The sequence below is a fragment of the Thermofilum sp. genome, assembly GCF_038871435.1.
Classification (GTDB): domain Archaea; phylum Thermoproteota; class Thermoprotei; order Thermofilales; family Thermofilaceae; genus Thermofilum; species Thermofilum adornatum.
On record NZ_JAVZIC010000001.1, the window covers coordinates 283,149 to 302,476 of the forward strand.

The following is a 19,328-nucleotide window of genomic DNA, read 5'->3' on the forward strand; positions in this document are numbered from 1 at the left end:
CAAGCATTGTTTCTAGCTTCAATTCCTGATTCAAAGGATACGGCAAATATTTTTATAATTTTAGTGCATGATAGTTGACCGGTGGAAATTTATGAGTTCTGAGGAAAAAGAAGTTGTTCTACGAGTAGCAGAGGCGCGTTCACGCGACGTCGGAAGAGGCATCGTTAGAATAGACCGGGCCGCAATGAGCAAGCTAGGAATAGAGCCTGGAGACGTTGTCGAGATCGAGGGAAAAAGAAGCACCGTCGCAATTGTATGGCCACAGGCAATAGAGGACGAAGGCGCAGGGATCATCAGGATGGATGGACTCATACGTAAAAACGCCGGTGTAAGCATTGGAGACACCGTCAAGGTTCGAAAAATAAAAATCTCTCCGGCCAAGAGGGTCGTGCTTGCACCTTCCTATAGGATAGGGCTCGAAGTGACCCCTGACCTAGTCGAGTACGTGAAGAGCAAGCTAATAGGACGTCCAGTCATAAGGGGCGACGTCGTAGAGATTCCCATATTTAGTACGGCTTTACAGCTAACAGTAATAACTACGATGCCTGCACAGGCCGTACAGATAACAGACGAGACAGAGATAGTTATCAGACCGGAGCCTGCCACTGGAGAAGTGGCCCTGCCTCGGGTCACCTATGAAGACATCGGAGACCTAGAGGAGGCCAAGCAGAAGATACGTGAAATGGTCGAGCTGCCCCTCAGGCACCCCGAGCTCTTCAAGCATCTAGGCATCGAGCCGCCAAAAGGAGTACTGTTCTATGGCCCGCCAGGCACAGGAAAGACTCTGCTGGCCAAGGCTGTCGCAAATGAGACTGGGGCCTATTTTACCGCAATCAACGGTCCAGAAATAATGAGTAAGTTTTATGGCGAAAGCGAGCAGAGGCTGAGAGAAATATTCGAGGAAGCAACAAAGAACGCGCCAGCAATAATATTCATAGACGAGATCGACGCCATAGCCCCAAAGAGGGAGGAAGTAACAGGAGAAGTAGAAAAGAGAGTAGTAGCACAGCTACTAGCACTAATGGACGGACTAAAGGAAAGAGGACAAGTCATCGTCATAGCTGCAACCAACAGACCCGACGACATAGACCCGGCCCTTAGGAGGCCTGGCAGGTTCGACAGGGAAATAGCTTTCCCCGTGCCAGACAAGAGGGCCAGAAGAGAAATACTTCAAGTACATACGAGAAACATGCCGCTGGCCGACGACGTGAACCTAGATGAACTCGCAGAGATAACACATGGGTATACTGGTGCAGACTTAGCAGCACTCTGCCGCGAAGCAGCCATGCATGCCCTAAGAAGATTCCTGCCGAAGATAGACATCGAGAGCGAAAAGATACCAACAGAGATACTAAAGGAGCTTAAAGTCACACGTGAAGACTTTATGCAGGCCTTAAAGGACGTGCAGCCCAGCGCACTCAGAGAAGTCTACATAGAGGTTCCAGAAGTGCACTGGACCGACATTGGTGGACTAGAAGAAGTAAAACAGCAGCTCCGCGAGGCAGTAGAATGGCCGCTAAAGCATCCCGAGTACTTCAAGGAGATGGGGATTGACCCGCCTAAGGGTATCCTGCTGTATGGTCCACCTGGAACGGGTAAGACTCTTTTGGCAAAGGCCGTAGCCACCGAGAGCGAGGCAAACTTCATAGGCGTCAAGGGTCCAGAAGTGCTCAGCAAGTGGGTAGGAGAAAGCGAGAAAGCAATCCGGGAAATATTCAGGAAAGCCAGGCAAGCTGCCCCCTGCATAATTTTCTTCGACGAGATAGACTCGATAGTCCCCCGCCGAGGCGGCAGATTCGATTCGGGCGTCACGGACAGAATCGTCAACCAGCTACTCACCGAGATGGACGGCCTGGAGAGACTTGAGGGCGTGGTCGTGATTGCCGCCACGAATAGGCCCGACATTATTGACCCGGCTTTGCTTAGGCCTGGAAGGTTTGACCGCTTGATATATGTCCCGCCGCCAGACGAGAAAGCCAGGCTAGAAATACTCAAGGTACACACGAGGAGAATGCCCCTGGCAGAAGACGTAGACCTCCTAGAAATAGCCAAAAAGACAGAAGGCTACACAGGAGCAGACCTGGCCGCCGTCTGCAAAGAAGCTGCGCTTGCCGCTCTACGTGAAGCCGGTAAACCAACAAAGGTCACAAAGAAACACTTCGAGCAAGCACTCCAGATAGTAAAGCCGAGCGTCACCAAGGAAGACATAGAAAAATACAAGAGAATGGCTGAAGAATTCAAGAGAATGCTGAGCTAGACAAAAATATTTTTTAATTTTTCAGCCGAGAATTCTCCAATCATTGCATATGCTCATCTTTGATACCCAACATCATCTATTTTCCTTTATGGACAACGTAAAATATATTTTTGGCTGTGTAGCGAGTGCTCGAGACTAAAAGATATAAGTAAAACTTAGAAATATTAAACCTGTAGATAGCGGGACAGCTATACCCGCATATAAGAGAAGAGAACATGCTGTTCGCAGGGCTAAATCTACATGGCAAATGGGGGATAAGTAGCGAAGACGTAATCATAGTTAAGAAGCTTTTAATCTTCGGCAACGAACAACAGGAGCCTCCCCCAATCATATTTCTCCCAACAGTTGCCCATGACACGAGAGAAAACCCCTCTCTAACAAGAATTTATATTGCCAAGTACTCTTCGGCTTTGGACTACTTAGCAGTGTCACGTCCATTCTCGTTCAGCCTAGAAGAAGTCCTCGCAATGGCTAAACGTCTACGTGAAAAATTTCCAGAGACAAAGATAGTTGCCTCGATGGCTCCTTCAAAGCTCTCAGAGCTAAAAGCACTCTCATCGAACTTTTCAAATCTTGTAGATGCATACGAAGTTGACCTCGGCCTCATGGGCCTGCTACACCAGTACCCAAGAAGCTTTCAGGCCTACGCAGTTGACATGCTGGAAGAATTCGTATCTATTGCCCCTAAAACCGTCCTGGCGAAGGTCACACCCAATATCCCCTTTTCAAGAGACCTGCTCGAATTACTAGTAGAGACAGGAATAAACGGAGTTATTTTCTCGCCGCACCCAATCTATACGATAGGCAGAGACCTCTTCAGACTGCACAGCCCATTACTCTCAATAGTGTACGCCTCCCTTTGGGCAGGGCTCATAGCGGGGTTGGAAGTCTCGACAGCATTCATAAGTGATAGGGCCCCTACTTTGCTCACGGAACATGACATAGAAAACGCCTACGACCTACTACTATACGATACAGCACTCGTCTTTAAGACCGAGATTGTTCCCAGTAATAAAATCGGCCCATTGCCATTAAAATGGACAAACATTGCACCGGGAATGGTGCCCGCAGTAGACATCGAGAAAGAACCCTTCTGTCAGCACGTTTGCCCCCTACAAGCCTTCAAACAAGAAAACAGCACCATGCTACACACATCAATCGTTACGGCAAACAAAAACTGCGACAACTGTGGGCTATGTCTGTCTCTATGTGAAACAGCTAGGCTTATTCGGGAACTATCTCCAGAAGAATAGTTCGCGCTCATGGTTCAATCTTGTCAACGTGGAGATAGAAGTATTTTTCAGCCTCTGTGGGGCTTCCTATCCCCAAATAGTGTCTGGAGAATGTCTGGGCAGTCTCTTTTAGAAGGCTTGTCGCTTCGGTCAACGTCATGTTTAACTCATCGCATGTGAGCCGCCAGCTTTTGGCCTGGAGGATCTTGGATACGAGGAGAAGCTTTTGTTTCTCTGTGAGCGTTGGACGACTCGAGGAAAGGAAATAGTGCTTAGTCACCATGTTGAAGACGTCCATGCAGTTTTCGACGGTCATGTCGCTCCACGCATAGGTCAGAAACCTTGCCAACTGGAGCTTAGACAAAGCCAGCTTTGGATTCGGGTCTGGCAGTGCTTCGAGTAGGAGTAGGGCTACCTCTGGTTCGAGGTCAAAGTACGGCGAAGCTAAAGAGCCTAGCAATTTCTGCTTGAATTCCTTGGCTATGACGTCGACTATTTTCTTGGCCTCTTCGCTAAGCGGCTTCACAACTATTATGCTGTACTCGCCGCTTACTGGGTTTCTCTCTGGGCTCATGTGGACAGGCACGAAGCCATTTTTCAGCCAGAACCTCAACAGCTCGTAGGTAACCCCGAAGCCGGCCCCAACCCAGTCAAAACCCTTCTCTTTTGCCTCTTCTTCTAGCTTTGCCAGAGCAAAACTGCCGAGTCCCTTGTTCATTGCCGATATGTGTGTAGCTATTCTCACTACTCGTATTCCCTTCAGTTTCCCGAAGTCTAGTATCTTGTAGTGCTTGATTACCCTGTCTGGAATGATGTTCCCCATGAGCCATGCCCCCCTTGCCGACTCTCTGCAAAGGTCTTCGTCCATGTTTCCCTCTACTGCCAGCTCCATGGAGACTACGATTTTCCCGTTTTCGAGCCTAGCCATTCTGACAAAGTGGTGTGGAGCGTCCATCATGATTCCTAGGTCGTTTGGATTGTTCCTGTAGTGGGCCATGACATATATTCCGAAGAACTGCCGTAACTCATCCTCGTTTTTCAGGAACAGCTCTTCTTCGTCTGGAGCCACGTAAACAACTTGCTGAGACTCTATCAAGGAGAAGTCTTCCTGGGACAGTTCCTTAGGCTCGGCGTCAAGGAGTAGGGTGTCGAATGTCCATCTCTCTACTGGGTCGTCCCTTGCATAGCGTATAGGCTCTTCCATCTCGTATTCGTAGAGCTTGACCCCTTTCTCGTTTCTGATCCTGTGCAGGAATCTAATAGTGAAGCCTCTGCCTGAGCCCTCGTAGCCGTGAACGGTAGAGGAGTATATTACCTTGTTGTACCTTTCAAGCAATTTGAAGAGCAGGGGAACTGGTATGCTTGCTGCCTCGTCTACGACGAGCAGGTCTCCCCGAGTCCTTAAAGCTTCAAACGGAGTAACATATTCTATTTCTATACCTTTAGCGGTAACCTTGTGTATGAAGCCTTCTTCGTCCTCATGAGAGTCAACTTCATGTTTAAAGAGCTCGAGAACTTTTCTTGAAAATCTGAAGACTTCTTGGACGTTGGAGGGGGAAGGAGAAGTTACAATAATGTTGCATCTACCCTTAGCCCGGCGCAACCTATGAGCAAGCCAGCCTACACCTATCCCTATAGCAGAAGACTTGCCCCTGCCACGGTCAGCTGTCAGAACAAATATCATCTTTTCTTTTTCGGCCTTCGAGTAGAAGTTTTCAATTATCTTTAGGACTTCTACCTGGTCCTGTGTAACTGCGAGTCTAAAAACCTTGAGGGGTATCTTGCTTTTTTCTGGAAAAACGAGTTTGGGCTCCTCGTAGAGCCTAGAGGCTACTTGCCCAAACTTTTTGACCCAGTACCTATTGTCAGCGTCGTATATAGCGATGCCTTGGTGCTCCATCAGCTTGTTGAGGAGGCGCTTCTCGAAGTATCTTTTAAGATCTTTGTCCGTATAGCCTGGGACGATGAGGTTGCTCTGAAACCTTGTTACAGTGCTCATGAGCCTGTTGGGCGTGGGCATGAGGAAAATATAGATGCCGCCACCTCTAACAACGCCCATTATTTTGCCTAGGTCGTTTGGCTCGAGGTTGTTGATGAAGTCAGCGATGCATGCCCCATAGGTTCTTCCTAGAACGGTGTCCAGCTTATGGTAAGAAACGTATTCTATTGTTATATCCTTGGGGGCGCCTTTCTCGAAGAACTCTCGCCTCATAGACCCGTCAGAGTAGAATGAGTGATAAGTGTAGAGAACCTTTTCGGAAGCAATGAGGTCCTTTACCTCGTAGAGGAAGTCTAACAGTGTAGCCATAAGCCTCGAGTCGTCATCGCCCATAATTACAAGTAGCCTCCGATGCTTGCTTTTCGAAGCCTTGACGAGTTCCTCCCGTACTTCGTCGAGATGTTCCAAAGGTACAAGCGGCATAGCTAAAACCCCTGTTTAGCTGGGTCAGAAGGCTTAATAAACTCTCTGAGCAAGACCGTGGCGTACATCCCCTTGTAAAGCCTAAACTTTATCTCGTAACCGTTGCCGAAAACTTGGTGCTCTAGACCTATTGGTTTGAGAGCAGCCATCCTGTAGGTTCCAGCTGAAGAGGCTTCTGGGATAGATTTCAGCCTGAAAAGTGAAATGTCTATTTCTTCTTCTCGTAGAAGCTCCTTTTCGATATCGCCTACTCGTCCCAGCGAGAGCTGGCTTCTGTACCCAAAGACCGGTAAAACCAGCGCCGCTTGTCCCCTGTCGATCCATTCCCTTACTTTGGACAGATTTGTCTCGTTCACCCTCAGGAGCCCCGTGATTACTGGCTGAGAAGTGCTTCTAAAGATGCCAACAGAGTCTCCAGGGGATGGATAAATATACGACAAGCCATACTCCATACGCTTGCTCAGCAACCTGTTGAAGAGGTATGCCTGGTAGGCCCCTATAAACAGTTTTTTGATATAGCTACTTATTGATCTCAAGGCGCCGACATAGTCGCCTGGATGCTTGGCGAGATACCTTATAATTGTTCTTTCACTCCTCAACGTCTTGGGAAAAATTTCCAGGGCCTGCTGGTAGTCCCCTGTTTCCTTGAGGAAGCTCCTAGCTTTCTGGGAATTTTCAGATTCTCCCGGAAAAATTCTCAGCAAAAGCTCGTCTATTGCCTCTTTATACTCGCCTTTCAAAATTTTTTTGCCAACTATGTGTGTCACGGGCCGTATAGACCCAAACCTCTGGTATCCGTAGTAGTTTGGAACCATCTTTTTCTCTGAAAGCTCCTCAACTAAGTCTTCTAGGCAGTTGAGACAGTCTACTTCCCGCACTTTGATCGTAAAATAGTTTCCATAAAGCAAGCCGGGACGCAGTGAAAAAGGCCTCTTCATGGGACAATGCAACTTGATGTAAGAGTGTTTAGAGTTAAATTCCTCAATCATTTCCTTTGTAACGTCGGCCTGCAGGGAGATAAACTGGTAAGTAACAGCATTCGTGTCTTTGAGCCCCGCTATGCCTACGTCTTTCAGCCTGAGACCAAAATGCTTGGCGACTATCTTAACAGCAGCGACCGTATCTATCTTTCTCTTCTCTAGAACAAGCCAAGTGTATTGTCCCCCACCCTCCACATACGAACATTTAGGCGAAGCCACTTCGCCATCTATTGAGACCTCCTGCACGAGGAAATCTTCCAGACTCTCTTTCAGCCTACCCCCTGTACCAGGGGACGCCAAGGCATAGAATTCTAGACCCAGATATTTGTCAAGATCCGAGCTTGTCCGCGTATACGAAGCCATAGGCTATGGCTCGACGTCCATCTATAAAAGCTTGAGTTTTCCCGTTATCTTGTCGAGGACTTCTGCAGGTGCAGGTCCCAGTCCGAGAGCTGTAACAGTGTTTGGGGGTAGCTGGGTTAGTCCCTTGTCTACAACTAGGACAGCAGTAATTCCAAGCTCCTGTGCCCTGCGATATAGATCCAGGAGCTCTTCCTCGCTATCGACCCGCAACACTATCTTTTTCTGTCCCTGCTCGAGCCATCTCTCTACCAATTGTTTGTCTCTTTTCATAGTTTCCAGAACCGCCTCTACAGCCGCGTGACATCCCTGTGCAACCATTTTTCCTTTGCCCATTTCCAGGTCTCTCCTCAGCACAATGACCTGCTTTAATTCCTGCTTCTCCAAGCTGAAGCACCGCTCGGTACAAAGAAAAATAAAGTTTATAAAAAGTTCTATCCTCTCTTGTAGCCTATTCGGCGGAGAAACTCTATCCTCTTCTTCTTGTCTTCCTCTTTCTCGACGCCGACCACTGTGTAACCGTCGACAACGCCGAGGACGCCTCTCCCCTGTGATGTCTCTATAACTACGACCTGTACTGGGTTCGCCGTGGCGCAGAAAACGTGTGCGACTTCTTGGACATTTTTGATCTGATTCAGTATGTTTATGGGCCATGCGTCCCTCAGGTATAGAACAAAAACGTGTCCAGCCCCTATACGTTTAGCCGATTCGATTGCTAGCTGGACAAGTTCTGGGTCGTTTCCGTCGAACCGTACGAGTCTATCGCCTGACGCTTCGTTGAAGGCTAGGCCAAACTTGGCGTTGGGTACACTTGTAGCTACGACTTCTGCGATGTCCTCTACACTCTTGATGAAGTGTGTTTGCCCAATTATGACGTTTGTTTTTTCTGGTACAGGAACATCTATAATTAGAATCTTATACTCGGTGCTCATCAGTTAAGAATAGCAGGATCCCCAATAAATTTTACGCTAGCTAGCTATTCGACAAGGTACTGGAAGTTCTCTGTGACCTTGACAATTGGAGTGGCTCCGCTATCCGTGATAATAAAGGTGTCTTCAAACTGTGCAACCATTCCTTTCTGAATCTCGACCAGCCTCGGGTAGTGGTACAGACGTTTATGTTTCACTAACATGTCCAGGTCTTTCTGTGAAAAACCCTTCTCGATTGCCCAGCGCGCAGCAAATGGTAGGCTCTTGAATTCGCGCCAGAGTTCCTCTAAAGCATCGTTGAGTTTTGCCTCACCTGGAACCCTCTTGACAGACACGACACGGTAGATATTGCTCCATCCCTTGTCTTCTACTATTCCTCTCCCATTGGTCGCGAAGGGCTCGACTGCAAATACTTCTCCCTTGTCCACGAGACTGAGGCGATATTCAAACATTGGAACATTTGGTATGCTTTTCCCGGCATGGAGGTTGTATCGCTCAACCTTGTGTCCCGTGAGGTTTTCTATTGGTCTATATTGATGCCTCGCTATGGCTTCACTTATCGCCTTGGAAACGTCATAGATGCTCCTCTTTGGTCTCAGCGTTTCGCCAGCTGACTTTAAGGCATCGAAGGCTGCTCTTGATAGTTTTTTCCATGCAGGGTCAAACGCGATCGTTATCGCTGTGTCTGCTATGTAGCCGTCCACGTGAACGCCTATGTCGATCTTTAATACGCTTCCCTTTGGAACAGCTAGGCCATCGCTTGGGAGAGGTGTATAGTGTGCGGCAACCTCATTTATCGATATGTTTACGGGGAATGCTGGGAAAGCCCCCCTAGAGATTATGAATTTCTCTATTTTTTCTGCTATGTCTAGAAGGGGGGTCCCCTCGTTCGCTACATTGACAGCCAGCTTGTGGGCCTCTAATGCTATTTGACCTGCTTTCCTGTATTTTTCAAGTATAGATGCTTCCATAGACATAGCCAACAGAAACAATATTACTCTTCGATGTAATAAATTGTTATGCAAAACTTTGCACAGAAGATAAAGCTAGAACTCTCTGGAGTAAACCAGGTACTCGAGAGGCTAGACATGGAAAGGGAAAAAATGCTACAACTTACACGTGAAATGTCTCGGAGATGCCGCGAGGCAATGTTTGCACTACATAGGGAAGACTTTGTACACGCCGAGGATGAACTCTCAAAGGCAAGGGAGATACTTGAGGAGATAAATAAGCTTAAGACCGAGAGCCCCCAGATATACTACTCCGGCGCTGTGTCAAGCGCACAGACAGAATATGTTGAAGCTAGCCTTCTCTATTCTATCCTACGCCGACGGGAGCCACCTGGGCTAGGAGAATTGAATGTCGACCCCCAAGCATACCTAGCTGGTGTTGGAGACTTCATTGGGGAACTGAGGCGGTATATACTGAACCTGCTACGAAAGGGAGAACTCAAGGAGGCATGGAATGCGTTCGCTATAATGGAGGAGCTATATGTTGAGCTAAGCAAGTTTAGTTTTCCAGAAGCCTTGACGCCTGGACTAAGACACAAGGTAGACGTTGCAAGGGCATTGCTAGAAAACACGAGGAATGACATAATGTTTTTTGAGCGGAGCCAGGAACTCATAGAAAAAATCGAGAAGGCTGGAAAATGGGCTGGGAAAGAGTAAGGCACTCCGAGATTCCTAAAGGCTTCTTGGTTGAGAGAGCTCGTTACGCCCAGCGTAGGATAGCCGAACTTGTTATTGAAGAGGACTTTGTTGGAACCCATGTTCGCAGAGCCGCGGGTGTAGATGTCTCTTTTAGAGAAAACTATGCTATAGGTGTTGCAGTTGTAGTTGATAGAGATACGTTTTCTGTTATAGATGTCTCGATAGCTAAGACCGAGGTAAGGTTTCCATACATTCCTACACTTCTCGGTTTCCGGGAGACGTATCCAGCATACAAAGCCTTGAAGGGTCTCCGGGAGGAGTACGACGTTTTATTCGTTGATGGAAACGGTAGACTGCACCCCTACAGGGCTGGATTCGCCTGTCAGCTGGGCTTGGTAATCGACAAGCCGACTATAGGTGTGGCCAAGTCCCTCTTGATAGGGGAAATAGGCAACTGGAACAATGATGTTGCCCCAGTGATTTATCAAGGCGAGACGATTGGCGTCGCTCTGAAGACTTCTCCACGTGCCAAGCCTATCTATGTAAGTGTTGGCCACAAAATTTCTCTCTGGAAAGCGGTCCAAGTTACACGTGATTTCACAAGGACTGGACTAAGGGAGCCTGAGCCGCTACGTCAGGCGCACAATTACTCGGTAAAGGCGCGTAGAGAAATATGCTAGCTGTTTTTAATTGACTGTTTAATCCTCGTGGAAGAATAGTTTTCCAGCCTCTTGTCTAGTTGCTTGATTTCTGCACTGATGCCTGCTTCTTTTAGGGACTTCTCGATTAGGGGTACAAGGTAAGACTGGTCGGGGCCTAGAAAAACTATGTCCGGCTTTACTTCTTCTAGAATTTTCTTGAAGTCTGGGGGATAAGTTCCTATAATAACTTCTGTTACTGTTTTTAGTTCCCTCAGGATCTCGGCCCTCTCGTTTTCAGAGAGAACGGGTGGCCTGCCCTTGGATTCTAGGACTGTTTGGTCCTTGGCGAGAACGACATAGACTCTGCCTAGTTCTCTCGCCTTTCTTAGAAAATAGATGTGTCCTGGATGCAGGATGTCAAAGACACCACCAACAAGCACACGCTTTGCGTGGTGGCCTTGCTGGGGCCAACTAAAGTCGACCTTTCCTAGGAGCCTTAGGGCGTCTAGGAGACCCTCGGCATAGGATGAGCATGCTATAGATGTTAAGCAGTCGTTTTGTGAAAGATAATAACGTGCGTCGCTAAGGTAATCATTTACGAGACGTATTATTTGTTCAACGGTTTTGTCCTCTTCTTGTATCTGCAATGTTTTGGTGGCTTCTTCTAGGTTTGCTATGTATTTCTCTGCATTATTCTTGCACTTAGCTTCTTGTTCCAATCCTTGAACACCCCTATCGCTGTTCCCGTTTTATAGTATAAAAACTCTATTTCCGAGTCGTGTAAAAGCCCAGGGATAACAAGTGTGTGCGGTGGCTCCCCGAGATCCCTGGCTGCAAGTTCCGAAAGTTTACCGACATAGACCTGTTCATTGTCAGCCGTAGCCCTAGCGACAGCTATGGCAAGTGTGTCGTCGTCTAGCACGTTTTCTTTAAACTTTTCTTCTATCTTTAAGAGGAGCGAGGCGGCTTCGGGTGCGAGTAGATATCTTCTCTCCTCTTGTCTAATATCTAGGAGAAATATGGTGTGAAGACCTCTAGATAAATTGTCGCATAGCGTCTGGTAAGGCGTGTAGGGATAGTTTTTCAGCTCTTTGTCTTCTGGGAATACAAGCGTTACTATTTTTCCAAGTTTGTACGCGTGGAGACCAGTAGAGACTATTAGACCGTCTATAACTGAAGCCGCTGGGATAACTTTGACTGTTATGCCTAGCCTATATGCATCTATAATTATGGATGCATGTGTAGTGGCTAGGAGCGGGTTTCCAACGACAAGCAGGATAACTTTCTCGTTTTTAGCTTTCTCGAGAATAATTTTTGCGCCCTTGTCTTCTATTTCTGCCCGGACAAGCTGGATAATTTGTCTGTTAAGGAGCCTGGATAACTTATCCACCGAGAAGCCTGGAAGCACGCTGGTGTAAGTTTCGATAAACACTGCAGAAGCATCCTTCACTTCTTCCAGCAATCCAAGGGGAATGTCCCGAAGATCGAAGAGCCCAATGCCAGCTATGACGAGCATAAGCTACAGAAAACCTTTTTTCCTAATTTGTTTTATGCGTAAAGTTACTTTTTCGTTATGGGAAGCTTTATGTCGAGCCTTTTGACAAGCTCCTTGTATCTGTTCCTAACGGTGACCTCGGTGACCTTCGCTGCTCTGGCGACCTCTTTCTGTGTCCTCATCTCCCCGTTTTGTATTGCTGCTATGTAGATAGCTGCTGCAGCAAGCCCTGCTGGATCTTTTCCAGCAGTTAGACCAGCATTTCTCGCCTGGTCAATTATCTCCATTGCTCTTTTTATGGTAGCTCCAGACAGGCGTAGCAGGGAACCGATCCTAGGGACAAAGTCGGCAGCATTTGGAAGGGGAACCTTTATGGATGCTTCTCTCAACAACAGCCTATAGCACCTTGCCACGTCTTTTCTGCCTGCCCTCGTGTAGAGAGCAATCTCGTCTAGGGTTCTAGGTAGACGCATTTCTCTGCAGGCTGCATATACCGCGGCTGCCATAACTGATTCAATAGACCTGCCCCTGACAAGATTGCTGTTTAGAGCGCTTCTATAGATCTCAAGCGCCCTGTCAAGAACCGCTTTGGGCAGGCCCAGCTGGGCTCCCAACCTTTCAAGCTCAATTACTGCCTGTGCCAGGTTTCTCTCCATAGAGTTTTGTGCTCTGGCTCTTACCTGCCATTTTCTCAGTCGGAGCATTTCTAGGCGTTTCCTCAGGCTTATCTCTCTACCAGCAGCGTCTTTACCAACCCAGTCGATGTCTGTGACCGGGCTTTCGAATCCATACCTGGATATTGGTGCGCCAACTCTACTTCTCTTTTCGCGTTCCTCGGGAGTAAAAGCCCGCCACTCTGCGCCTTGGTCAACTTCTCTCTCACTCATTACGTAGCCACAATTTGCACAGATAATTTCGCCTCTTGTCGAGTCGTATATCAGCCTTGTGCTACCGCACTGTGGACAACGTAGTTCTCCCTCTTCCTTTTCGCCTGCTGTATTTAAATCCTCCCTTTTAACGTTATCTTTAAACATTTTTCCACGCCCGAAATCCATTTAAATCTTTCCAATATTTTCTTCTTTTATTAGTATTTAAGCTTTTTGGTTTCCCTTGTAACTGGGAGTTTTATATTTTTAATGTTATCTATGTTAGCTTCTTGCTGGACTTTCGTAAAAATAGAACATCTATGCCTCTCTTAGCCGCCTTATTCTTTAAAATTTTGTCTGCCGTAAGTAGAATGTATTTCCCGGAGGCGGCGACTTCTATCAATAGATCGTCCGTAGGAAGTTTTAATGGGTAGTGTCTAAGCGTAAACAAGGCTGGGTGGAGGCTTATTTTTTCCCTTAGCACGTCGAGGGCAACTCTAGCTTTTCGTGACTTGTCTCCCCTAGCGGTGGTAGCCATGTATTTTAATTCTTCTAGGACATGTGTAGTGATTATTAGTTGGCAGATTTCATCTTGTAGGAAGAGTTCTAAAAGGTCTATATTTTGTTCAACAAAATAAATTAGTATACTCGTGTCGACTAGAGCTTTCTTGCAAGGGCTTGAAGGCACGTCGTTGTTTATGCTCCGTTATATAAATACTCGACTCTGCTGGCAGATAGACCGAAGAAAACAAAGTAAAAATACGAAATGTAGTGAATTCAAAATTAAATATTGTTCATCTTTTTTCTTAGTGTTTGTCTAATTATGTTTTGACAAAGTTATCGTAGAGTTCTTCAACATTATTTATGAAAATTAATTTATCCAGCTTTTAAACAATTTTTATCGACTCTAATGACGCAGACTACACGTGAGAGAGTTATTATCATGGGTGCGGCTGGACGCGATTTTCACAATTTTAATGTTCTCTTCCGTGACAACCCAAAGTTCGAAGTTGTCGCATTTACAGCTACACAGATCCCATTTATAGATAATAGGAGGTATCCCCCTGAGTTGGCTGGTTCTCTCTATCCTGAGGGTATACCTATCTATCCAGAATCCATGCTTGAGGAACTGATAAAGAAATACAACGTAGAAAAAGCTATGCTTTCCTACAGCGACTTGACCGCAGAAGAAGTTGTAGACAAGGCCAGCAGGGTGATAGCGGCTGGCGCGGAATTTGTGTTACCAGGAGTCTTTGAGACAATGATAAAGTCAAACAAACCTGTGATCGCTGTAACCGCTTCGAGGACTGGCGCGGGTAAAAGCACTGTGAGCAGGAGAGTTGCAAGCATTCTAAAGGGTCTGGGTGTTAGATTTGCAGTCATTAGGCATCCGATGCCGTATGGAGACTTAAGGAGAATGGTCGTCCAGAGATTTGCCACGTTTGAAGACCTGGAGAGGCATAATTGCACTATCGAGGAAAGGGAAGAATATGAGCAACACATAGAAGAGGGCAACATTGTTTATGCAGGTGTTGACTATGAGGCGATAATCCGTGAAGCTGAGAAAGAATCCCAAGTTGTGATATGGGACGGCGGGAACAATGACTGGCCTTTCTATGTTCCAGACCTCTGGATCACAGTAGTTGACCCAACTAGACCCAGAGACGTTTTGTCGTCTTATCCTGGCTTCGTAAATGTGAAGCTCGCTAACGTGATAGTTATCAACAAGGTAAATGTTGTGGATCAGAGCAACGTTGAAAATGTTGAGAAGGCAGTCAGGAAGGTTAACAGCAAAGCCGTCATAGTTAAGGCACACTCTGAAGCCACAGCAAGCACTCCAGAACTTATTAAGGGTAAAAGGGTTCTAGTGATCGAGGACGGGCCAACTGTTACACATGGCGGACTAGGCACGGCCGCCGGATACTACGCGGCAAGGAAATACGGAGCCGCAGAGATAATTGATCCGAGGCCATATGCCGTTGGAACAATTAAAGAGGCATACGAGAAGTATCCACATATCGGTCCGGTTTTGCCAGCTCTTGGATACAGCCCACAGCAACTCAAAGACCTCGAAATCACTATTAATAATGTCCCAGCAGAATCTATTGTACTTGGAACCCCAAGCAACATAGCGAGATATCTCAGGGTCAACAAGCCGGTGACAAGGATAAAGTTCGAGCTGAGAGAGATTTCAAAGCCTGACCTCCGAGACATTATTACTGAGTTTCTAAAACATAACATGGTAATCTAATAGACTTTTTCTTTTTCAATGGAAAGAAACTGTAATAAATGAGCAAGTAGCATAAAAAACAAGGAGATGATTGTGGAACACCCGTCTAACACCTCAATACTGGTCCTATGTGTAGACCGCGACAACGACGTAGGAACAGTTTTGAACATAAAGACCCCCCTTATAGGAGAAAACGAGCTACTCAGGGCGGCAACCGAATACATACTTGTCCGCCCAGAAGACTCAGATTCAAATGCAATGTTTGCCGCGATACAGACGTTGAGAGAACTAAGAAAACAGTATGGGAGCAACGTCGAAGTGGCTCTTATCGCTGGCCTCGAGTCAGAAGACGTGGAGGCAGATATGAAGATCCTTAAAGAGCTCGACCAAGTGCTAAGCCAGAAAAAATTCGACGGAGTAGTATTGGTATCAGACGGCCCCACAGATGAACTGGTTGCCCCCCTGATACAGTCAAGGCTACCTATATTCTCTATTCGAAGAGTAATTGTCCAGCAATCAAGAGGGGTCGAGGAAACATTCGTCCTCCTAATAAACTATATAAAGAAGGCGCTGACTGAGGAAAAATATAAACGCTATTCCCTAGGTCTAACAGGCTTATTCCTGGTTTTCTATAGCGTCCTCTCAGCCTTTGCACCCCAATTTGTTTGGCCGATAATCATTATTTCCCTTGGAAGCTTCATGTTCATTAAGGGGTATAATGTTGAAGAATACTTCTCGAAAATCTATAGGTCAAGACCAGTCACTTTCGCAACATACTTGTTGGCAATTACTATATCTTTCCTCGCATTTACGCAAGGCATATACGCTCTGCTGAGAACAAATGTTCCAGACATTCTCTGGGCACTAGGATACTTCCTTTTGGCGCCAGTAGGAGCACAACTCCTCGTCCTAGATCTATTTATACTTGCACTTTTGTTACCGATCCTCGGCACGTTAATAGATAACGCTATAATCGGCAAGCCAAGCTCTTACAGCGATGTACTAATTATTGGGACAACCCTGCTATCACGGCAACTCGTCTTCGAGGTAGGCAGATTCATAAGTGGGAGTGGAGACATACGTAACGTTCTCACCTGGGCCTTCATAGTTCTGGGTAGCGTGATAGTCTCTATTATTGTAAGAACAATCGAGAAAAGAGAAAAACATGAATAGAAATGACCCCCTCTATGCAATCTACGTGAGGTTTTGCCTCTCAAAGTGCAATCTCTACGAAGTTTTACGGAAGATCGAGAACCTATTTACGAGTAAACCGACCATTTATTTTGATCGATTAATACTCTTCACGGCAAGCGATCTGGGTCTTCTCATTGAAAGACTCTACTCATCTTCGTGCACCGAAGACCTCTACTGGGTTATTGCTAGCGAAAGGCTAGACTCTCTCTTGTCGGATAGAGAGACGCAAAAAAGAATTGCAGAGATTCTTGTCGAGAACATAAAGTTGAAAAAATCATACAATGTCGATTTCTTGGACATAGGGAGACTAGTTCCCCCCAGTATAAAAAATGACCTTAGATCCAAGCTAATATTGGACGTAAGTGAAAAGCTGTCTCCCGGTAAACCGTATGTTTCAAGGAGCAATCCAAGCATCGACTTCAGGTTTATTTTTCTCGACGACAACCATGTCTTGGTAGCAATTTTACTGAAGAAATACAGGAAAGACAGGTTCCAGTACAGATGGACAGAAAAGAGACCCTATTCACAGCCCAGCGCACTTACCCCATACCACTCACTTGTTTTGTTCAACTTGGCCTCAGCTAAGCCATGTGGCAATGATTCATGCATTGATTTCAGCGAACCTTTCCTTGACCCTTTTGCCGGAACCGGAAGCGTCCTAATCGAGTCGGCTCTTCAAGGTGTCTACAGCATTGGTATTGACTTGAACTATAAACAGATAAGAGGCTCGAGGAGAAATATAATCCAGCTCGGCCTACATGCAGTAGTTGACCTCGTTATATCTGACTCTGTATACATGCCTCTACGTGGAGACTCCTTCAGAGCAATAGCGTTTGATCCCCCATATGGTCGATTGGCCTCTACGCATAGGCGTGATCCTAGTCTTCTTTTAGAAGCTACACTTGAAACTGTTAGAAAAATCTTGAAAAGAAATGGCAGAGCAGTCTTCCTATCTATTGACAAAAATAAAATAAGTGCCAATGAAACCAACAGGATTTGTGAAATACTGGAACACAGTTCTCTAATAAGGCACCTCTACGTGATGAAAAATGTCTGAAATCTCAATGATCAGAATACTGCTTTGGGGCGCGGGGGGCTCTGTTGCTCAGGGACGCCTAGAACAGCCATGTAACGCACTACAACTTAACGAAAAAATCATTTTGCTCGACGCAGGCGAACACTGCCAAAAAATGTTTGAAGTATTTAGACTGGGAAGCAACTCTCCTCTATATATCTTCATATCACATCTACACAGTGACCACTACAACGGTCTTAACCCCCTACTAGAAAGCTTCTCGCTACTTGGCAGAAGAAGACCTGTATACATCTATGGACCCTTTGGTCTCAGAAGAATTGTGATGCACAACTTAGAAAAACTAAATTTTCCAGTACATGTCACAGAGTTCCTCTCTGAAGAAGGTACATTTCATCTAATAGAAAACATCCTATCTATCAGGTACGTCTCTGCCCCACATTCTCTCAACGCACTTTCATACATATTCGAGACAAAAGAGAAAATCCGGCTAGACGAAGAAAAACTCAACACTGCGAAACTTTCTCCTATACAACGTAAAAAGCTCACACAGGATGGACTGGTAATAAAAGACGGTATCCCTTACGAGCTGAAGGATTTTGTCAAACAGGTTGTGCCCGGGATAAAAGTTGCCTACAGCGGCGACACACTGCCAAACTTTAGATTTGCCGCAAAGGCTTTAGACTCCGACGTCCTGATTCACGAAGCAACCCTACTAAAAAGCGACTGGTACGAAAAACCTTACATGGCACATACAAGCCTAGAAGACGCTCTAAATCTAGCCAGAAAAATAAGGGCTAAACTAGTTGTACTCACTCATTTCAGCTCTCGTTACCGAGACAACGACAAACTAGAAATAGCGGCAAGAACCCTTTTCCCAAGGGTAATTTTCGCAGAAAAAGGACTAATCATAAACATCTTATTCAAATATCCTAGGATCTTCCACGTTGAACGAATAAGCCTCCTCAACAATTAAGCTCTGCAACCTCGTTAACTGGCTTTCCATCAACCGTTCTTGGAGCAAGCCAATCCAAAACTTGTTCGGGACCACAATTCTCAAACTCTATGCTGACAACAACTGCTCCCAATGGGCTTTCGCCTGTTTCATAGGTGCAGAAACTAACCTTACCCATAAAGGCGGCCTGCTTATTCAGGTAAAACACAGTTCGGGTATCTTCCATCCCACGCTCAATATAGGATCTGGCGGCATCTAGAATGCGCTGTTGCCGCAGCAAGTTTCTAAGCTTGTAGAGTGGGCTACCGGACTTAGCAACACATATAATATATTCCTTTTCGCCGCCGGATGCTCTTTCACATTCAGCTTCTTTGAAATCAAAAAGGTTGAGTATAGATTTTAAGACTTTTTCGGGGGATTCTGTTGGGTTTAGAGACGCTCTAACTCTGACGATCATGTTGATAAACCTTGGCTTTTTGCCAACAGTTTTCTCAGAATAACTCTACATTCATCCATAAATGTTTCTATGGTTTTGCCGTCATTTATAAGTATAATATCTGACAGGGCGATGACTGTTCCCAACCCCAGATTCAACTCTCTCTGGTCGCGTGTGAGGAAATCCTCCCATCGCGAAGGATCGTCGCTTCGCCCTCTTTCCCTGAGCCTTGCATATCGGGTATTGGGTGAGGCATGGATCGCAACCAAGACAGTGTTTTGCGCCTTTTCCCTAAAGAAAAAGAACTCCTCGACGTTTCTCAGCCCTTCCACCACAACTATGTCTGCATTAGTACCCATAATTTTCTCAAAGGTTCTTTCCGCTATGACCGCCCTCCCGTACCTCTCGCGTAACTCCAAAGACAGTCTCCCAAGCGTCTCGTCTGTGGTGTCTAGACCCTTCTCAACAGCATATTCTCTGAGAACATCACCCATCCTGAAAACGAGGATCCCCATTGTCTCGGCAACCTTTGAGAAAACAGTTTTCCCACTGCCAGGAAGCCCAGTAACCATTATGATTGTTTTGGCAACACTTCTACTCATAAACTACCAAGAAGATTGCAGAAAAATAACCAAATAAATTAAACGTT

General features: G+C 46.2%; 19 protein-coding genes. 8 read left to right on the forward strand and 11 right to left on the reverse strand.

Annotated elements, in window-relative coordinates:
• Window positions 1-91 precede the first annotated feature (91 nt).
• The gene (locus QXT17_RS01540; protein ID WP_020962601.1) at window positions 92-2,257 is read left to right on the forward strand and encodes a CDC48 family AAA ATPase; all 2,166 of its coding nucleotides are present in this window, start codon (window positions 92-94) and stop codon (window positions 2,255-2,257) included.
• 215 nt (window positions 2,258-2,472) lie between these two features.
• On the forward strand, window positions 2,473-3,510 hold the full coding sequence (locus tag QXT17_RS01545) for a hypothetical protein (protein ID WP_020962600.1): 1,038 nt from the start codon (window positions 2,473-2,475) through the stop codon (window positions 3,508-3,510).
• 7 nt (window positions 3,511-3,517) lie between these two features.
• On the opposite strand, the gene QXT17_RS01550 is transcribed toward QXT17_RS01545, so the two are convergent.
• The 5 genes from QXT17_RS01550 to map are packed head-to-tail and all read right to left on the reverse strand — an operon-like array spanning window position 3,518 to window position 9,157.
• On the reverse strand, window positions 3,518-5,911 hold the full coding sequence (locus QXT17_RS01550) for a tRNA(Met) cytidine acetyltransferase TmcA (RefSeq protein WP_020962599.1): 2,394 nt from the start codon (window positions 5,909-5,911) through the stop codon (window positions 3,518-3,520).
• A gap of 2 nt (window positions 5,912-5,913) precedes the next feature.
• Window positions 5,914-7,254, reverse strand: coding sequence for a tRNA pseudouridine(13) synthase TruD (gene truD, locus QXT17_RS01555; protein ID WP_020962598.1), 1,341 nt, complete (start codon window positions 7,252-7,254; stop codon window positions 5,914-5,916).
• 21 nt (window positions 7,255-7,275) lie between these two features.
• Entirely contained in the window at window positions 7,276-7,638 is a 363-nt protein-coding gene (gene pth2 / locus QXT17_RS01560; RefSeq protein WP_020962597.1) for a peptidyl-tRNA hydrolase Pth2, read from the reverse strand.
• Between the two features lie 47 nt (window positions 7,639-7,685).
• Entirely contained in the window at window positions 7,686-8,183 is a 498-nt protein-coding gene (locus QXT17_RS01565) for an adenosine-specific kinase (protein WP_020962596.1), read from the reverse strand.
• A gap of 44 nt (window positions 8,184-8,227) precedes the next feature.
• Window positions 8,228-9,157, reverse strand: a complete 930-nt coding sequence (gene map, locus QXT17_RS01570) for a type II methionyl aminopeptidase (protein WP_020962595.1) — start codon at window positions 9,155-9,157, stop codon at window positions 8,228-8,230.
• A gap of 42 nt (window positions 9,158-9,199) precedes the next feature.
• Here map and QXT17_RS01575 point away from each other — a divergent pair, with 42 nt between their 5' ends.
• Both QXT17_RS01575 and QXT17_RS01580 read left to right on the forward strand, forming a co-directional pair.
• Complete coding sequence (locus QXT17_RS01575; protein ID WP_020962594.1) at window positions 9,200-9,847, forward strand: hypothetical protein; 648 nt, start codon at window positions 9,200-9,202, stop codon at window positions 9,845-9,847.
• Window positions 9,829-10,509 carry an endonuclease V gene (locus QXT17_RS01580; RefSeq protein WP_020962593.1) on the forward strand — a complete coding sequence of 227 codons (681 nt, stop codon included), beginning with the start codon at window positions 9,829-9,831 and terminating at the stop codon, window positions 10,507-10,509. The genes QXT17_RS01575 and QXT17_RS01580 overlap by 19 nt, the downstream gene beginning before the upstream one ends.
• Here QXT17_RS01580 and QXT17_RS01585 read toward each other — a convergent pair.
• From QXT17_RS01585 to QXT17_RS01600, 4 genes are all read right to left on the reverse strand, one after another.
• Complete coding sequence (locus QXT17_RS01585; protein ID WP_020962592.1) at window positions 10,506-11,189, reverse strand: DUF357 domain-containing protein; 684 nt, start codon at window positions 11,187-11,189, stop codon at window positions 10,506-10,508. The two genes, QXT17_RS01580 and QXT17_RS01585, sit on opposite strands and share 4 nt — an antisense overlap.
• Window positions 11,144-11,986, reverse strand: coding sequence for a diphthine synthase (gene dph5, locus QXT17_RS01590; RefSeq protein ID WP_020962591.1), 843 nt, complete (start codon window positions 11,984-11,986; stop codon window positions 11,144-11,146). The genes QXT17_RS01585 and dph5 overlap by 46 nt, the downstream gene beginning before the upstream one ends.
• Before the next feature lie 44 nt (window positions 11,987-12,030).
• The gene (locus tag QXT17_RS01595) at window positions 12,031-12,999 is read right to left on the reverse strand and encodes a transcription initiation factor IIB (protein WP_020962590.1); all 969 of its coding nucleotides are present in this window, start codon (window positions 12,997-12,999) and stop codon (window positions 12,031-12,033) included.
• Between the two features lie 109 nt (window positions 13,000-13,108).
• Window positions 13,109-13,519 (reverse strand): PIN domain-containing protein, encoded by a 411-nt coding sequence (locus tag QXT17_RS01600; RefSeq protein WP_020962589.1) that lies wholly within the window; start codon window positions 13,517-13,519, stop codon window positions 13,109-13,111.
• A 222-nt stretch (window positions 13,520-13,741) separates the two neighbouring features.
• Between QXT17_RS01600 and QXT17_RS01605 the strand changes: the two genes are divergently transcribed.
• The 4 genes from QXT17_RS01605 (at window position 13,742) to QXT17_RS01620 (ending at window position 18,264) form a co-directional block, all read left to right on the forward strand.
• Window positions 13,742-15,082 carry a cyclic 2,3-diphosphoglycerate synthase gene (locus tag QXT17_RS01605; RefSeq protein WP_020962588.1) on the forward strand — a complete coding sequence of 447 codons (1,341 nt, stop codon included), beginning with the start codon at window positions 13,742-13,744 and terminating at the stop codon, window positions 15,080-15,082.
• 72 nt (window positions 15,083-15,154) lie between these two features.
• The gene (locus tag QXT17_RS01610; RefSeq protein ID WP_187147070.1) at window positions 15,155-16,234 is read left to right on the forward strand and encodes a DUF373 family protein; all 1,080 of its coding nucleotides are present in this window, start codon (window positions 15,155-15,157) and stop codon (window positions 16,232-16,234) included.
• Window positions 16,227-17,312, forward strand: coding sequence for a TRM11 family methyltransferase (locus QXT17_RS01615; protein ID WP_020962586.1), 1,086 nt, complete (start codon window positions 16,227-16,229; stop codon window positions 17,310-17,312). Before QXT17_RS01610 ends, QXT17_RS01615 begins: the two co-directional genes overlap by 8 nt.
• Window positions 17,305-18,264: an MBL fold metallo-hydrolase gene (locus QXT17_RS01620; protein WP_020962585.1), complete on the forward strand. Its 960-nt coding sequence runs from the start codon at window positions 17,305-17,307 to the stop codon at window positions 18,262-18,264. The genes QXT17_RS01615 and QXT17_RS01620 overlap by 8 nt, the downstream gene beginning before the upstream one ends.
• Here QXT17_RS01620 and QXT17_RS01625 read toward each other — a convergent pair.
• Together QXT17_RS01625 and QXT17_RS01630 are read right to left on the reverse strand one after the other, a co-directional pair.
• On the reverse strand, window positions 18,254-18,700 hold the full coding sequence (locus tag QXT17_RS01625; RefSeq protein WP_020962584.1) for an RNA-binding domain-containing protein: 447 nt from the start codon (window positions 18,698-18,700) through the stop codon (window positions 18,254-18,256). The two genes, QXT17_RS01620 and QXT17_RS01625, sit on opposite strands and share 11 nt — an antisense overlap.
• Window positions 18,697-19,281 carry an AAA family ATPase gene (locus QXT17_RS01630; RefSeq protein WP_020962583.1) on the reverse strand — a complete coding sequence of 195 codons (585 nt, stop codon included), beginning with the start codon at window positions 19,279-19,281 and terminating at the stop codon, window positions 18,697-18,699. The genes QXT17_RS01625 and QXT17_RS01630 overlap by 4 nt, the downstream gene beginning before the upstream one ends.
• Window positions 19,282-19,328: the final 47 nt, after the last annotated feature.

Excerpts from the sequence above, each read along its gene's own strand:
- QXT17_RS01630 (WP_020962583.1), bottom strand. The coding sequence starts at position 19,281 with ATGAGTAGAAGTGTTGCCAAAACAATCATAATGGTTACTGGGCTTCCT.
- QXT17_RS01565 (WP_020962596.1), bottom strand. The coding sequence starts at position 8,183 with ATGAGCACCGAGTATAAGATTCTAATTATAGATGTTCCTGTACCAGAA.
- QXT17_RS01550 (WP_020962599.1), bottom strand. The coding sequence starts at position 5,911 with ATGCCGCTTGTACCTTTGGAACATCTCGACGAAGTACGGGAGGAACTC.
- QXT17_RS01605 (WP_020962588.1), top strand. The coding sequence starts at position 13,742 with ATGACGCAGACTACACGTGAGAGAGTTATTATCATGGGTGCGGCTGGA.
- QXT17_RS01595 (WP_020962590.1), bottom strand. The coding sequence starts at position 12,999 with ATGTTTAAAGATAACGTTAAAAGGGAGGATTTAAATACAGCAGGCGAA.
- QXT17_RS01545 (WP_020962600.1), top strand. The coding sequence starts at position 2,473 with ATGCTGTTCGCAGGGCTAAATCTACATGGCAAATGGGGGATAAGTAGC.
- map (WP_020962595.1), bottom strand. The coding sequence starts at position 9,157 with ATGTCTATGGAAGCATCTATACTTGAAAAATACAGGAAAGCAGGTCAA.
- truD (WP_020962598.1), bottom strand. The coding sequence starts at position 7,254 with ATGGCTTCGTATACGCGGACAAGCTCGGATCTTGACAAATATCTGGGT.
- QXT17_RS01575 (WP_020962594.1), top strand. The coding sequence starts at position 9,200 with ATGCAAAACTTTGCACAGAAGATAAAGCTAGAACTCTCTGGAGTAAAC.
- QXT17_RS01615 (WP_020962586.1), top strand. The coding sequence starts at position 16,227 with ATGAATAGAAATGACCCCCTCTATGCAATCTACGTGAGGTTTTGCCTC.
- QXT17_RS01620 (WP_020962585.1), top strand. The coding sequence starts at position 17,305 with ATGTCTGAAATCTCAATGATCAGAATACTGCTTTGGGGCGCGGGGGGC.
- QXT17_RS01625 (WP_020962584.1), bottom strand. The coding sequence starts at position 18,700 with ATGATCGTCAGAGTTAGAGCGTCTCTAAACCCAACAGAATCCCCCGAA.
- QXT17_RS01540 (WP_020962601.1), top strand. The coding sequence starts at position 92 with ATGAGTTCTGAGGAAAAAGAAGTTGTTCTACGAGTAGCAGAGGCGCGT.
- dph5 (WP_020962591.1), bottom strand. The coding sequence starts at position 11,986 with ATGCTCGTCATAGCTGGCATTGGGCTCTTCGATCTTCGGGACATTCCC.
- QXT17_RS01580 (WP_020962593.1), top strand. The coding sequence starts at position 9,829 with ATGGGCTGGGAAAGAGTAAGGCACTCCGAGATTCCTAAAGGCTTCTTG.